Annotated in this window: 13 protein-coding genes; 6 read left to right on the top strand and 7 right to left on the bottom strand. The window is 66.9% G+C overall.

Annotated features, from left to right (window positions below; all coding sequences use genetic code 11):
* The first annotated feature begins 34 nt into the window (after positions 1-34).
* Positions 35-1,054: an adenosine deaminase gene (locus EAH76_RS14185; protein ID WP_140850912.1), complete on the top strand. Its 1,020-nt coding sequence runs from the start codon at positions 35-37 to the stop codon at positions 1,052-1,054.
* Here EAH76_RS14185 and murA read toward each other — a convergent pair.
* Entirely contained in the window at positions 1,051-2,334 is a 1,284-nt protein-coding gene (gene murA, locus EAH76_RS14180) for a UDP-N-acetylglucosamine 1-carboxyvinyltransferase (protein ID WP_140850911.1), read from the bottom strand. The genes EAH76_RS14185 and murA overlap by 4 nt on opposite strands.
* Positions 2,335-2,517: 183 nt before the next feature.
* Here murA and EAH76_RS14175 point away from each other — a divergent pair, with 183 nt between their 5' ends.
* A complete protein-coding gene (locus tag EAH76_RS14175) occupies positions 2,518-3,213 on the top strand; it encodes a Crp/Fnr family transcriptional regulator (RefSeq protein ID WP_140850910.1) in 696 nt (231 codons plus the stop codon).
* A 32-nt stretch (positions 3,214-3,245) separates the two neighbouring features.
* On the opposite strand, the gene clpS is transcribed toward EAH76_RS14175, so the two are convergent.
* The 3 genes from clpS to EAH76_RS14160 form a co-directional block, all read right to left on the bottom strand.
* A complete protein-coding gene (gene clpS / locus EAH76_RS14170) occupies positions 3,246-3,581 on the bottom strand; it encodes an ATP-dependent Clp protease adapter ClpS (protein WP_133192162.1) in 336 nt (111 codons plus the stop codon).
* Positions 3,582-3,709: 128 nt separating this feature from the next.
* Complete coding sequence (locus EAH76_RS14165) at positions 3,710-4,576, bottom strand: phasin family protein (RefSeq protein ID WP_140850909.1); 867 nt, start codon at positions 4,574-4,576, stop codon at positions 3,710-3,712.
* A gap of 122 nt (positions 4,577-4,698) precedes the next feature.
* Positions 4,699-6,429 (bottom strand): PHA/PHB synthase family protein, encoded by a 1,731-nt coding sequence (locus tag EAH76_RS14160; protein ID WP_140850908.1) that lies wholly within the window; start codon positions 6,427-6,429, stop codon positions 4,699-4,701.
* A gap of 154 nt (positions 6,430-6,583) precedes the next feature.
* Between EAH76_RS14160 and EAH76_RS14155 the strand changes: the two genes are divergently transcribed.
* From EAH76_RS14155 to EAH76_RS14145, 3 genes are read left to right on the top strand one after another with little or no spacing between them, the layout of a single operon-like run.
* Positions 6,584-7,789, top strand: a complete 1,206-nt coding sequence (locus EAH76_RS14155) for an LL-diaminopimelate aminotransferase (protein ID WP_140850907.1) — start codon at positions 6,584-6,586, stop codon at positions 7,787-7,789.
* Positions 7,790-7,800: 11 nt separating this feature from the next.
* Positions 7,801-8,577 (top strand): sulfite exporter TauE/SafE family protein, encoded by a 777-nt coding sequence (locus EAH76_RS14150; protein ID WP_140850906.1) that lies wholly within the window; start codon positions 7,801-7,803, stop codon positions 8,575-8,577.
* Positions 8,577-9,008: an acyl-CoA thioesterase gene (locus tag EAH76_RS14145; RefSeq protein ID WP_140850905.1), complete on the top strand. Its 432-nt coding sequence runs from the start codon at positions 8,577-8,579 to the stop codon at positions 9,006-9,008. Before EAH76_RS14150 ends, EAH76_RS14145 begins: the two co-directional genes overlap by 1 nt.
* On the opposite strand, the gene EAH76_RS14140 is transcribed toward EAH76_RS14145, so the two are convergent.
* Positions 8,998-9,735 carry a hypothetical protein gene (locus tag EAH76_RS14140; protein WP_140850904.1) on the bottom strand — a complete coding sequence of 246 codons (738 nt, stop codon included), beginning with the start codon at positions 9,733-9,735 and terminating at the stop codon, positions 8,998-9,000. The two genes, EAH76_RS14145 and EAH76_RS14140, sit on opposite strands and share 11 nt — an antisense overlap.
* 62 nt (positions 9,736-9,797) lie before the next feature.
* Positions 9,798-11,249, bottom strand: coding sequence for an ATP-binding protein (locus tag EAH76_RS14135; protein WP_140850903.1), 1,452 nt, complete (start codon positions 11,247-11,249; stop codon positions 9,798-9,800).
* 136 nt (positions 11,250-11,385) lie between these two features.
* Here EAH76_RS14135 and EAH76_RS14130 point away from each other — a divergent pair, with 136 nt between their 5' ends.
* A complete protein-coding gene (locus tag EAH76_RS14130) occupies positions 11,386-12,444 on the top strand; it encodes a LacI family DNA-binding transcriptional regulator (protein WP_140850902.1) in 1,059 nt (352 codons plus the stop codon).
* Between the two features lie 7 nt (positions 12,445-12,451).
* Here the strand turns inward: EAH76_RS14130 and EAH76_RS14125 are convergent, their stop codons facing one another.
* Positions 12,452-14,962, bottom strand: a complete 2,511-nt coding sequence (locus EAH76_RS14125; RefSeq protein WP_140850901.1) for a glycoside hydrolase family 3 protein — start codon at positions 14,960-14,962, stop codon at positions 12,452-12,454.
* Positions 14,963-15,013: the final 51 nt, after the last annotated feature.

The raw sequence follows: 15,013 nt of genomic DNA, 5'->3' as shown, positions 1-15,013 counted from the left end.
TGCCGCAGCGCAGCGATCGGGCGATGATAGCGGCATGACCACATCCGACTTCATCGCCGGCCTGCCCAAGGCCGAACTGCATCTCCATATCGAGGGCAGCCTCGAGCCCGAGCTGATGTTCGCGCTCGCCAAGCGCAACAACGTCGCAATCCCCTTCGCCAGTGTCGAAGACGTGCGCGCCGCCTATGCCTTCTCGCGGCTGCAGGATTTTCTCGACATCTATTATGCCGGCGCCGACGTCCTACGCGAGGCCCAGGATTTCCACGATCTCGCCGCCGCCTATTTCGATCGCGCCGCCGCCGACGGCGTCGTCCATGCCGAGATCATGTTCGACCCGCAGACGCACACCGCGCGCGGCGTGGCGTTCGACACGGTGATCACCGGGCTGCTCTCGGCGATCGACGAAGCACAGGCCAAGCACGGCATGTCGGTCCAGCTGATCCTGTCGTTCCTGCGCCATCTCGACGAGGCCGATGCCTTCGTGACACTCGAGGCGGCGCGTCCCTGGCTCGACCGGATCGCCGCAGTCGGGCTCGATTCGTCCGAGCTCGGCCATCCCCCCGAAAAGTTCGCACGCGTCTTCGCCGCCGCACGCGCACTCGGCCTCAAGCTCGTCGCGCATGCCGGCGAAGAAGGCCCGCCCGAGTACGTCTATCAGGCGATCGACCTGCTCGGCGTCGACCGGCTCGATCATGGCAATCGCAGCCTCGAGGATCCGGTGCTGACCGCCCGCCTCGCGCGCAGCGGCATGACGCTGACGGTGTGCCCGCTATCGAACCTCAAACTGTGCGTGGTCGATGATCTCGCCGCGCATCCGATCGACCGGATGCTGCGCGAGGGGCTGCGCGCGACGATCAATTCGGACGATCCGGCCTATTTCGGCGGCTATATCGCCGACAATTACCGCGCGGTGGCGGCGGCACGCGGGCTCGACCGCGACGATCTCGCGCTGCTTGCGCGCAACAGCTTTCTCGGGTCGTTCCTGCCCGACGATGCGGTCGCCGGGCATCTGGCGGCGCTCGATGCCTATGTGGCGGGCGCCCCGGCGGGTTAACCGTCGCCGACGCGCTCGATATCGGCCCCGACCGCGCTCAGTTTCTCCTCGAGCCGCTCATAGCCGCGGTCGAGGTGATAGACGCGGCTGACCTGGGTCTCGCCCTCGGCGACGAGCCCGGCGATGATCAAGCTCATCGATGCGCGCAGATCGGTCGCCATCACTTGCGCGCCGGTCAGCTTGGGCACGCCGCGGACCACCGCGGTGCGGCCATGCACTTCGATGTTCGCCCCCATCCGTGCCAGCTCGGGCACGTGCATGTAGCGATTCTCGAAGATCGTCTCGGTCAGCACGCTGGCGCCGTCGGCCATGCACAGCATCGCCATGAACTGCGCCTGCATATCGGTGGCGAAGCCGGGGAACGGCGCGGTCGACAACGTCAGCGGCTTGATCCCGCCCGATGCCGAAACGAGCAGATTGTCGCCGCGCTCCTCGAGCGTCACGCCCGCGTCGATCAGCGCGGCGGTGGTCGCGCGCATGTCGTCCATCTTGATCCCGACCAGCTCGACCGAACCGCCGGTAATCGCGGCCGCGCAGGCATAGCTGCCCGCCTCGATCCGGTCGGGCATCACGCGATAGGTCGCGCCGTGGAGCCGATCGACGCCTTCGATCTCCAGCGTCTCGGTGCCGATCCCGCTGATCTTGGCGCCCATCGCGACGAGCAGATTGCACAGATCGACGATCTCGGGCTCGCGCGCCGCATTCTCGATCCGGCTGCCGCCCTTGGCGAGCACGGCCGCCATTACGACATTCTCGGTCGCGCCGACCGAGACGATCGGGAAGGTGTATTTCCCGCCCGACAGCCGCCCGCCCGGCGCGATCGCCTTGACATAGCCCGCCGCCATTTCGAGCTGCGCGCCGATCGCTTCGAGTGCCTTCAAATGCAGGTCGATCGGACGATTGCCGATCGCGCAGCCACCGGGCAGCGACACCGTCGCCTCGCCCGCACGGCCGATCAGCGGGCCGAGCACGAGGATCGACGCGCGCATTTTCCGCACGATGTCGTACGGCGCTTCGGTCGCGGTCAGTTTGCCCGCGCGGATCGTCATCACACGGCCGAAATCCTCCGGGCGCGCGCCCTCGATCCGCGTCGAGCAACCGAGCTGGTTGAGCAGATGCCCGAAACTGTCGACATCGGCGAGCCGCGGCAGGTTGCGCAGCGTGACGGGTTCTTCGGTCAGCAGCGCGCACGGCATCAGCGTGAGCGCGGCGTTCTTCGCCCCGGAAATCGGAATGCGGCCAGAAAGGCGGTTGCCGCCACGAATGAGAATACGGTCCATAACTTCGTTTATCGCCTCGCCTGAAACGCGCAAGCACGTTACACCTTGTGAACGAGGTCCGACCCGCTTCTCGCCCGGTTGATCGACTTTAATGCATTGTTTCTTGCGCGCTGCTTTGTGCATCTAATCAAAGGGGACTTTTCGCGCGTGCCAGGAAGTTGTTTCGCCGACCGTTTGGCCGGGATGGTAGTGTTGAGCGAAAACGAACGGCTTGCGCTGGAACGGCTGGAGGAGCGTGAGCGGCCGATCCGACGCGGGATGACGCTGCACCGCGAGCGCGATCGCACCAGCGACATCTATATCCTGCGTAAAGGAATGATGATGAGCTCGGTGCTGCTCGACGATGGCAGCCGGCAGATCCTGCGCTTCCACTTCCCCGGCGACATGCTGGCCGCAGCGAGCATGATCTATCGCGAGGCGCCCGAAACGATCACTGCAGTGTCCGATTGCGTCGTCGCGCCGTTCGAGCGTTCGACCTTTGCCGCGCTGTTTACCGAGCAGCCGAGGCTGACCGCGTTGATCATGGTCTATAACCAGATCGAACGCGCTGGGCTCACCGACCGACTCGCGGCGCTCGGCCGCACCTCGGCCAAGGCGCGCGTCGCGGCGATCCTGATCGAGATGCGCAACCGGATGCGCAGCGACGTCGATGGCGCGGCGAGCTTCGTGCTCGGGCTGACGCAGGAAGAAATCGGCGATGCGACCGGGCTGACCGCGGTCCATGTCAACCGCATGCTGCGCCAGCTCGAGGAAGAGGCGCTGATCGCGCGCGAGAGCGGACGGATCACGTTTCTCGACGAGCGTGCGATGCTGCGCACCGCCAATTATGTCGATCGCTACGCCAAGCTCAATCTCGACTGGTTGCCGCCGGCGAGCTGACCGCCGGCTCGACCGATGTCAGGCGCGCGCGTTTACGCCTTTTCGAGCGTGCATTGCAGCGGGTGCTGGTTCTGCCGGGCGAAATCCATCACCTGCGTGACCTTGGTCTCGGCCACTTCGTAGCTGAAGGTGCCGCACACCCCGACGCCCTTTTGATGGACGTGGAGCATCACGCGCGTCGCGGCTTCCATGTCCATGCGGAAATAGCGCTGGAGCACCAGCACGACGAATTCCATCGGCGTATAATCGTCGTTGAGCAGCAGCACGCGATACGGCGTAGGCTCCTTGGTCTTCGACCGGGTGCGCGTCGCGACACCCGCGCCGGTACCATCCCCGTCATCGGTGCCATCGTCACGGCGTTCCGCCATCGAGATTCGGGTGCTGTCGATCATGTGTCGCCAAAATATGGCATTGCCGGGGGGAAGGGCAAGAGGCGCGGATACGAAAAGGGCGGCCCGTCGCCGGACCGCCCCCGCTCGTCGAAGGATCGCAGCGTTTATGCGGCGACCTTGATCTTCTCGGCGGCAACCGCGACGCGGTTCGAGATCGGCTGGGTGATCTCACCGGCGAGCTTGAGCATCGATTCGGTGTTCTTCGAGGTCTCGGCGACCATCGCATCGAACGCGCTGCGCATGTAATCGCTGTGGAGCTTGAGGAAGTCGGTCGGCGACTTGACGCTCGACAGCGTCTTCAAAGCGGCCGTCGCGCTCTCGAGCTGCTTGCGGCCATATTCGGCGGCTTCCTGGCCCATCGTCTCGATGCCCTTGGCGGCGATCTTCGACGATTCGACGAGCGCTTCGATGTTGCCCTTCGAGAATTCGTTCATCTCTTCGATCATCTTCGAACCCTTTTCCATCGCGGTCTTGGTGCGATCGTTGACGTCGGCGAACATCGCCTGCGCGCGGGCCTGGGTGGTTTCTGCGGCGGACTGGACGGTTTCCATGATCTTGGCTTCCTTTTGAGCGATGGACGCCGCGGCTGCGACGACGGGTTGGGGTTGGGACGGGGTAAGGACACTGGCGGGCGCCGGGGCGACGGGCTCAGGCGCGATCGCGATTGGCGCAGGTTCTGCGACGACTGGCGCTGGCGCCGCCGGCTCGGGAACCACTGGCTTGGGAGCGGCGGCCGGCGGCGCTGCGGCAACGACGGCGGGCGCCGGCTTGGCCGTCACGGGTGCCGCGGCGACCGGAACCGGCTTTGCCGCGACCGCAGTCCGCTTCTTGGCAGAAACGGGCTTGGTAGCGACGGGATCAGGGGTGGCAGCAAGTGCGGCAGGGACCGAGTCGGATGGCGCAGCGGCCGCGGCAGCAATCGATTTGATCGACGGCTGGGTCGCGGGGGACTTGGTATCTTTGATCGCCATGACGGGATTGCTCCTGCTCTATTGCTGCACCGCAATATACACAGAAGCCAGCATGCCGGCAAGATAAATGTTGCACTGCAACATAAACTAACGATTTGGCATAACACGCCCTTCCGGCGCGATCAGCGCGCCCGCACGTAGCGTCCCGGCGCGTCGTCGAGCACGGGCAAGCTGCCCTCGCCAGGTTGCCGCGGGCCCGTTGCGGCGACGGTCTCGGCACCATGATCGCGCAGCCACGCGATCCAGTCGGGCCACCAGCTTCCCTTGGTTTCGACCGCGCCTGCGATGAACTCCGCCAGCGACGATACCGAATCGGCATTGCGCCAATATTGGTATTTCCCCGCACTCGGCGGATTGACCACGCCGGCGATATGGCCAGATCCCGCGAGGACGAACCGGGTCTCGCCTTTGAAATGCCGCGTCATCACCCAGACGCTTTCGGGCGGCGCGATATGGTCCTCGCGCCCCGCCTGGATATAGGCGGGCGTCTCGACCCGCCCGAGATCGATCGGCACGCCGAGCGCGCTCAACGCGCCGGGCTCGACGAGCAGATTGTCGCGGTACAGATCGAGCAGGTAGCGCAAATGCCACGTCGCCGGCAGGTTGGTCGTGTCGCCGTTCCAGTGGAGCAGGTCGAACGGCGCATAGTCCTTGCCGAGCAGATAATTGTTGGTGACGTAGTTCCAGATCAGGTCGCGCCCGCGCAGCTGGTTGAACACCGAGGCCATGTAGCGCCCGTCGAGAAAGCCGTCGGTGGTCAGCGTCTTGAGCAGCGCGAGCTGATCGTCGGCGACGAAATGCAGCAGCTCGCCGGCATTCTTGAAATCGACCTGCGCGGTGAAGAAAGTCGCGCTCTTGACCGTGTCGGCCTCGCCGCGCGCCGCCAGGATCGCGAGCGTCGCGGCCAGCGTCGTCCCCGCGACGCAATAGCCGATCGTGTGGACCGCCGGCACGTCGAGCCCGGCGCGGATCAGCTCGATCGCCTCGATCTGCGCGGCGATGTAATCGTCCCACACCACGTCCTTCATGCTCGCATCGGCCGAGCGCCACGAGACGAGGAACACGGTAATGCCCTGCTCGACCGCCCAGCGGATGAAGCTCTTCTCGGGCGTCAGGTCGAGAATGTAGAAACGGTTGATCCATGGCGGGAAGATCACCAGCGGTGTGGCGAGGACGTTCTCGGTCGCCGGCGCATATTGGATCAGCTCGTAGAGATCGGTGCGGTGGACGACCTTGCCCGGCGTCATCGCGAGATTGCGACCGACCTCGAACGCGGTCGAATCAGTATGCGTCAATTGCCCCTTGGCGAGATCGGCGAGCATGTTCTGCAGGCCCTTGAGCAGATTCTGTCCGCCGGTCTCGAGCGTCTTCTCGAGCACTTCGGGATTCGTCGCCGGGAAGTTGGACGGGCTCACCGCATCAAGGAAGCCGCGCGCGGCAAAGCGCATCTGCTCGCGCTGCTTGTCGTCGACGCCCTGCACCGCCTCGACCTGTGCGAGCATCTGGTCCGAAAACAGAAAATAGCTCTGGCGGATCCAGTCGAACAGCGGGTTCTCGCGCCAGCGCGGATCCTTGAAGCGCTTGTCGCGCGCCTGCGCCGGAGTTTCGACAACCGGCTCGGCCTGGGGAATCAGCAGGCGCTGCCACAGCGTCAGGCTGTCGGTCCAGAAATCGCGCGTGCGCGCCAGCGTCTCGGGATCGGTCAGGCCCGGGATCGCGGGGAGCACGGGATCGCGCGCGCGCATCGCGTCGAAGCCCTGCTCGATCATCATCTGCTGCGCACGGCCCAGGAGCCAGGTCCAATGCTGCAGATCGGCCAGGGTCGGCATGGCGGGGGGTGGGGTATCGGCCATTGCATCCTCAACGCTTTACGCGGCCAACCTTAGCCCGATCCGCCCTGCCAGCAACCCCGCTAACACCCTTGGGCGCAAAGCCGGGGTGACGAAGCGCCGCCGAACCCGTAAGGTGGCCACGTAAGGAAATGTCTCCTCGAACCGGAATTCCGCAATGTCCGACGATTTCTATCGCATCAAGCGCCTGCCCCCGTACATCATCGCCGAAGTCAACGCGATGCGAGCGGAAGCACGTGCGACCGGCGAAGACATCATCGATCTCGGGATGGGCAATCCCGATCTGCCGCCGCCGCCGCACGTCATCGAGAAGCTGATCGAAGTCGCGCGCAAACCCGACGCGCACGGCTATTCGCAGTCGAAGGGCATCCCCGGCCTGCGCAAGGCGCAAGCCAATTATTACGGTCGCCGCTTCGGCGTCGAGATCGACCCCGAGACCGAAGTCGTCGTGACGATGGGCTCGAAGGAAGGCCTCGCCAGCCTTGCGACCGCAATCACCGCGCCGGGCGACGTCGTGCTCGCGCCCAACCCGTCCTACCCGATCCACACCTTCGGCTTCATCATTGCAGGCGCGACGATCCGCGCGGTGCCGACCACGCCCGACGACGCCTATTTCGAATCGCTCGAGCGCGCGATGGCGTTCACCGTGCCGCGCCCGTCGATCCTCGTCGTCAATTACCCGTCGAACCCGACCGCCGAGGCGGTCGATCTCGCTTTCTACGAGCGGCTCGTCGCCTGGGCGAAGGAGAACAAGGTCTGGATCATCTCCGACCTCGCCTATTCCGAGCTCTATTACGACGGCAATCCGACGCCCTCGATCCTGCAGGTGCCCGGGGCCAAGGACATCGCGATCGAATTCACCTCGCTCAGCAAGACCTATTCGATGGCGGGCTGGCGGATCGGCTTCGCGGTCGGCAACAAGACGCTGATCGCGGCAATGAGCCGCGTGAAATCATATCTGGATTACGGCGCCTTCACGCCGATCCAGGCTGCGGCGTGCGCCGCGCTCAACGGCCCGCAGGACATCGTCGCGAAGAATCGCGAGCTCTATCACAAGCGCCGCGACGTGCTGGTCGACAGCTTCGGCCGCGCCGGGTGGGACATTCCCTCGCCGCGCGCATCGATGTTCGCCTGGGCGCCGCTGCCGCCTGCGCTCGCGCACTTAGGCAGCCTTGAGTTCTCCAAACAATTGCTGACTCACGCGCGCGTCGCGGTTGCCCCAGGAGTGGGCTATGGCGAAAACGGAGAAGGCTTTGTGCGCATCGCGATGGTCGAGAACGAGCAGCGACTGCGCCAGGCCGCGCGCAACGTGAAGAAATACCTGCTGTCGATGGGCGTCAATACGCCAGCGAAAACGGGCTGACCGACGCGCCGATGCATATCAATCTGCTGTATTCGGTGGCCGGCGTGCTCGTCGGCCTGCTCGTCGGGCTGACCGGCGTCGGCGGCGGTTCGCTGATGACGCCGCTGCTGGTGATCGCGTTCGGTTTCCACCCGGCGACCGCGGTCGGCACCGATCTGCTCTATGCCTCGGCGACCAAGACCGTCGGCACGACGGTGCACGGCTGGCGCGGGACGGTCGACTGGACCGTAGTGCGCCGACTCGCCACCGGCAGCGTCCCCGCCGCGCTGCTGACGCTCGTCATCCTGCATTATGCCGGCGAGCAATCGGCCAAGACCGGGCATGTCATCTCGGTCGCACTCGGCATCACGCTGCTCGTGTCGGGGATCGCGACGATCTTCCGTGGGCGAATTGTCGCCGCCCTCAGCCAGCAGCTCGGCGCGGTGCGGCCAGCGCGGCTCGCGCGGCTGACGGTTGTACTCGGCGCGGTGCTCGGCGTGCTGGTCTCGCTGACGTCAGTCGGCGCGGGCGCGCTCGGGATGACCGCGCTGTTGATTCTCTACCCGCTGATGCCAGTCAACCGGCTGGTCGGATCGGACATCGCGCACGCGGTGCCGTTGACGCTGCTCGGCGGGATCGGGCATTGGATCCTCGGCTCGGTCGATGGCGCGCTGCTCGTCTCGCTGCTGATCGGCTCGGTCCCCGGGATCATCGTCGGCAGCCTGGTGGCGAGCCGGGTGTCGGATCGCTTCCTCACCCCCATCCTCGCCGCGGTGCTCGCCGCGGTCGGCCTGAAGTTGCTATTCTGATGACCCGTCCCGACTTTGCCTTCTCGACCCGCTTCAAGGTCCGCTATGCCGAGATCGACGGCCAGAAGGTCGTCTTCAACTCGCGCTATCTCGAATATGCCGATGTTGCGGCGACCGATTTCTGGGACTGGTCCGGGATCGGCGCAGCGCTTGGCGAGGCGTGGACGCACACCGAATTCCACGTCCGCCACACCGCGGTCGACTATCTGAAACCCTTCGTCTGGGGCGACACTATCGAAGCGTTCGTGCGGATCACGCGGATCGGATCGTCGAGCCTGACGCAGCGCTTCGAGCTCTGCCATGCCGAGACCGGCGCGCTGCACACCACGATCGACATGACGATCGTCAACGTCGACCTGCCGACCGGCAAGCCGCGCGCGATTGCCGACGATGTGCGCGCCTATCTCGAGGCGTTGCCCGCTACTTCTTGAACCCGGAGATCAGGTCGAAGCGGATCCGCACCCAGGCGCCGATGACCGGCTTGCCGTTGACGCGCGGCGGCCGCACGCGGAACTGCCACGCGGCCAGCCGCAGCGCGCGCGACAGGCCGCCGCCGGGCGGCGATTCGTCGAGCGAGCGGCAATTCTCGACATGATAATCGGGCGCGGTCTTGCACGCGATCATCGCCCAGCCGCCGTCGCCTTTCATATATTCCTGCATGTACGGCTTGAGCTCGGCATCGCTCGGCTCGCGATACCATTCGGCATTGTAGAGCGAGCCGCCGCCAGGGCCCTCGCCCGGGCCATACGCCGCGACGCTGTCCTTGCCCGTGCCCTCGCCGCTGCCCTCGCCCTTGGCCGACGGAATCTTGCCGATGTCCGACGCGGCGAAATCCTGCGGGCTCAGCTGGATCAGCTTCGACGGGAGCGGCGCCTTGGGCATCGGCGGCACGGTCGGCGGCGGCGGCGCGGCCGAGGCGGTCGTCACGACCTTCTTCTGCTGCTGCTTGACCTTGGTCTTCGACGCGGTCTTGGCGAGCGGCGGGCCGATCGGCCGAACGTCGAAGGTGGTGAGCTTGGGCTGTTTCTCGACCTTGGTGAAAACACCCGTGCCAAGCTGGAGCAGCAGCAATCCGACCAGCGCCTCGACGACGAGCGCAAGCACGATCCCGCGAACGCGGCGGCGATCCGACGTGGACTGATAGGAGGCGGATGCCATCAAGCGCCCCTAGGCTGCGCCGTGCCGCACTGCAACAGGTTGCGCGCGATCTGAACGCTTTGTCATACGGCGTCGGCCGCCGCGGTCGTCCAGCCCAGCGCAGGAATCGTCAGCGAGCGTTTTCCCGACAGATCGACGCGCGTCACCAACAGGTTACGCCCCTCGATATAGCCGATCACGCGCCGCGCGCGGCCGAGCGAGCTCGTGCCATAGGTATGCGCGATCTCCTCGTCGGTCGGCGCGGGCAGCCCCTCGCGTGCTGCCCGTGCGATCAGCAGGAAACAGCCGAGCATTTCGTCGGGCAGATCGTGCGCGATCGCGATCGCCTCGGCCCAGTCACCGTCGAGCCCGTCGAAGATCCCCGCACGCGCCGCTGCGAGTCGCCGCGAAAAGCCCGAGGAGGACAGCGGTGCTGGATGCACGCCGACCATGCGGCAGCGCACCTGGAAATCCTGGTAGAGCACCGCCGCCGGCCGCGTGCTCGAATCGCGATCCTCGACGATCGCGCGCAGCACGTCGGTGACGACGCGCGCGAGTTCCTCGGGGTCGCGCTTGGGAACATCGCGCGCAGGCTCGGACGTGGGCACGGTCTCGATCTGGTCGAGCACATATTCGGCTGGAGCGGCGCGCGGCGGCGGGGGCGGCGGGCGGACCGGCTCCTCCATCTCGGCGAAGAGGAATTGCCGCATGTCGCTCGCCTGCGGCTGCGGCAGCGGAGTCAGCACCGGGCCGCCGCCGCGTGAACCGGTCTCGACCGAACCGACCTTGATCGCGATCGGGCGACGACACACTGCTGGCCCGAGCGCGAGGAAGGTGCCGCGCGGCAGATCGCGGATCTGCTCGGCCTGGCGCCGCTCCATCCCGAGCAGATCGGCCGCGCGCGCCATGTCGATGTCGAGAAAGGTGCGGCCCATCAGGAAGTTCGACGCTTCCGCAGCAACGTTCTTCGCGAGCTTGGCGAGGCGCTGCGTCGCGATGATGCCGGCCAAGCCGCGCTTGCGCCCGCGGCACATCAGGTTGGTCATCGCGCCGAGCGACGCGCGGCGGACCTCTTCGGTCACTTCGGCGCCCATCGACGGCGCGAACACCTGCGCCTCGTCGACCACGACCAGCGCTGGATACCAATGCTCGCGCGGCGCATCGAACAGCGCGCCGAGAAACGCCGCGGCACAGCGCATCTGGCCTTCCATCTCGAGCCCCTCGAGATCGAGCACGACCGAGGTCCGATGTTCGCGGATGCGCTGGCCGAAGCGCGCGACCTCGGCGACCGAGTAATCCGCCGCGGCGATCGCGATATGGCCGTATTTTTCGCCGAGCGTGACGAAGTCGCCTTCGGGGTCGATGATGATCTGCTGCACCTGCCCCGCGCTGCGTTCGAGCAGCCGGCGCAGCAGATGCGACTTTCCCGAGCCAGAATTGCCCTGCACGAGCAACCGCGTCGCCAGCAATTCTTCGAGATCGATCGGAACGGAAGCGCCGCCCGCGTCGAGGCCCATATCGACCTGAAACGTCATCGGGAGCGCATGCCCGATTGCACGGGGGTGGGGCAAGCGCGATCGACATCGCTGTCCCGCTTTGCACCGCGCCCGACACGTGCAGCCTTGCCGCGCGCCACCGCTCCGCCATAGGGTCGTCGCCGAAAGGACCCGAATGAAGGAACCCCGCAGCTCGCGTCGCCAGCACAATGTCCCCACCGTCAGCGACGTCGCGGCGCGCGCCGGCGTCTCACCGATGACGGTCTCTCGCGTGATCAACGACAAAGGCAGCGTCCGCGCGGCCACGCGCGAGCGCGTCGAGGAAGCGATCGCCGCGCTCAATTACGCGCCGAACACCGCCGCACGGATGCTGGCGGGGGGCGAGGACATGCGGATCGGCGTGCTCCACACCAATCCGAGCTTCTTCTATTTCAGCGAGTTCCTCGTCGGCTGCCTCGACCAGGCGAGCCGCCAGACCGTCCAGATCGTGATCGAAAAATGCGAGACCGGCACCGAGATCGCCGCGATCGAGCATCTCACGCGTGGGCGGATCGACGGCATCATCCTGCCGCCGCCCTTGTGCGATTCGGCGCTGGTGCTCGAGGCGCTGCACGAACGCGGCATCCCGGTGGTGGCGATCTCGACCGGGCGTGCGCCGGGCTGGGCGCTGTCGGTCAGCATCGACGATCGCCAGGCCGCCTATGACATGACGCGGCATCTCGGCGACCTCGGGCATCGCCGGATCGGCTTCATCACCGGCGCGCCCGACCAGACGGCCAGTGCCGAGCGGCTCGAAGGCTATCGGACGGCGCTGGTCGATCTGGACCTGCCCGCGACCGACGCGCTCGTCGCCGACGGGCTGTTCACCTATCGCTCGGGGCTCGACGCGACTGAGCGACTGCTCGACCTGCCCGAGCCGCCGAGCGCGATCTTCGCGGCGAACGACGACATGGCGGCAGCGGCGATCGCCGTCGCGCATCGCCGCGGGCTCGACGTGCCGCGCGATCTGGCGGTGGTCGGCTTCGACGATTCGGCGCTCGCGACGACGATCTGGCCCGAGCTCACCACGATCCGCCAGCCCGTCACCGACATGGCGCGGATGGCGGTCGAGCTGCTCGTCGAGGCGCTCCGCCTCGACAAGAGTGCCGCCCCTGGCGAGGTTGCCGAGCCGCACGTCCAGATCGGCTATGCGCTGATCCGCCGCCAATCCGACGCGCCACCGCGCGCCGGCTGAGGCGTGCTTACGGCCGGCACGCCAGCACGTCGTCGGCGACCATGCCGAGCGACACCCGCGCGAGGCTGAGCTCGAGCGGCTGGCTGGTGCTGAGCACGAACGGTGCGTCGATCGCCTTTACGTCGGCGCCCTTATCACCGCTGGCAGCAGCGAAGCATTTCAGCGGAATGCCGACGATGCGCCATTCCCCGACCGGCAATGCGCCCGTGGGAAGCGGACGCGACGCGCTGCAGCCCGTCCCGCACGTCACCCCCAGCGTCAGATCGCTGCCCTGCGGCGCATCGAGCCGCAGGGTCGCGAGCAGCATCACGTCGCCATTGCTCTCGCGCGACAGATCGACCGGCTCGGACGTCCGCAACGCGATCACCTGCGGACCGCCACCTGCGAGCGAGAAGTGCCGCGCGCCTTCCTGCACACCGTAATCGATCGCGGTCACCTTGATCCGCCCGGCCAGCGCCTGCGCCGGGACCGATGTGACGGTCGTCGCAGCGCTCGCATCGCCGACCTGCAGCGACCAGCCCGGCGTCGCCACCCCGGCCTTAAGGAACACGCCGTCGGTGCCGGCATCGACCACGCCCGGTTTCTCGGACAGCGGCTTCCAGGCGCCACGTGGCTCGCGCCCGCTCAGGCCATAGCCGAAGCGGTAGAGCGTCGGGCCGCCCGGCTTGGCGGTCAGCGGCCAATCGGCAGGCAGCTTGCCGGTGAAAGGCGCAGCCATGGCCGGCGCCGCGAACAGCCGGTCGGCGACCCCTGCCCCTTCGCTCCCCGGCAGCCACGCGACGACGAAGCCGTCGGCGGCGTTGAGCATCGGATTGACGAACAGCGGCCGCCCGGTGAGCATCACCGCGACGACCGGAATGCCCGCCGCCTTGAGCCGCTGCATCGTCGCCAGCGGCGCGCGCAGTTCGGGGCGCAGCTGGAGCGACTTTATGTCGCCCTGGAATTCGGCATAGGCCGTCTCGCCGAACACGACAATCGCCGCATCGGGCTTGCGCGTATAGTGACCGTCGGGGGCGAGCTCGGCTTGTCCGCCACCCGCCTTCACCGCGGCGGCGATGCCACCCCACAGCGTGGTCGCGCCAGGGAAATTGGCGTTGGTGAGGCCGGTCCCCTGCCAGCTGAGCGTCCAGCCGCCCGATTGCCGCGCGACATCGTCGGCGCCGTCACCCGCGACCAGAATGTTCGCCGAGGGCTTGAGCGGCAGCACGCCTTGATTCTTGAGCAGGACGAGCGACTTGGCGACCGCTTCGCGCGCGACTGCACGGTGCGCGGGCGCGCCGAGCTGGCTCCAATCGCCGGCGAGCGGCCGCGACGAGGGCTTGCCCGCCTCGAACAGCCCGAGCCGCAGCTTTACCCGCAGGATCCGCGCGACGGCATCGTTCAGTCGCGCCATCGGCACCGTACCGTCCTTCACCTGCGCGAGCAGCGAGGTGTAGAGCCCACGCCAGCTGTCGGGCGCCATGTACATGTCGACCCCGGCGTTGATCGCCTGCGGGCAATTGTCGAGGCTGCAGCCCGCGATCTGCGCGTGCGCGTTCCAGTCGGTGACGACGAAGCCGCCGAAGTTCATCCGGCCCTTGAGCACGTCGGTGACCAGCCCCTTGCTGCCGCCGATCTTCTGCCCCTGCCAGCTCGAAAAGCTCGTCATCACGGTGCCGACCCCGGCCTCGAGCGCGGGGACATAGGGCTTGCCGTGGACATCGCGCAGCTCGGTCTCGCTGATCCGCGCGTCGCCCTGGTCATGGCCTTCGAAGGTCCCGCCATCGGCGATGAAATGCTTGGTGCTCGCCAGCACGTGCGGCCCGGCGAGGATCCGGCTGCCGTCGGGCTCGCCCTGCAGCCCGACGATCATACGACCGGCATAGCTGGCGACGAGATCGGGGTTCGACGAATAGCCTTCATAGGCGCGGCCCCAGCGATAGTCCTGCGGCACCGTGATCGTCGGCGCGAAGGTCCATTCCTGCCCGGTCGTGCGGATCTCGGCCGCGGTCGCCGCGCCGATCCGCTCGATCAGCGCTGGGTCGCGCGTCGCGCCGAGCCCGATATTCTGCGGGAACAGCGTCGCGCCGACGATGTTGCTGTGACCATGCACCGCATCGATTCCCCACAGGATCGGCACGCCCTGCCCGCCCTGCGACCGGTCGACCGAGGCGGCATAGAATTGATCCGCCAGCTCGAGCCATTTCGGCGCAGGCGCGAGATCGTCCTTATACGGACCGGAATTGCCGCCGTTGAGCACCGAGCCGATATGGTAGCGGCGCACCTCGTCGGGGGTGATGCTGTCGATATCGGGCTGTAGAATCTGCCCGATCTTCTCCTCGACGCTCATCTTGGCGAGCAGCGTGGTGATCCGCGCTTCGTCGGCAGCGATCGGTGCGACCGGCCAGGCGACGCGCGGCCACAGGTCGGGATGGACCACCGGGCCGGCGAGAGGCGCCGCGACGGGCGAGGCCGCCATGCTGACGCTCGCGACGAGGCACGCAGCAACCGCCGCGCCCCAGGCAAATTCGCGTTTCATAACCCCTCCAGCTCCATTCTATCCGCACGCACACTCGGGCGACGATCGCCA

Source organism: Sphingomonas glacialis (assembly GCF_006439055.1).
Taxonomy (GTDB): domain Bacteria; phylum Pseudomonadota; class Alphaproteobacteria; order Sphingomonadales; family Sphingomonadaceae; genus Sphingomonas; species Sphingomonas glacialis_A.
Note: the sequence above shows the minus strand (reverse complement) of the source record. Positions and strands in the feature narration are given on the sequence as shown.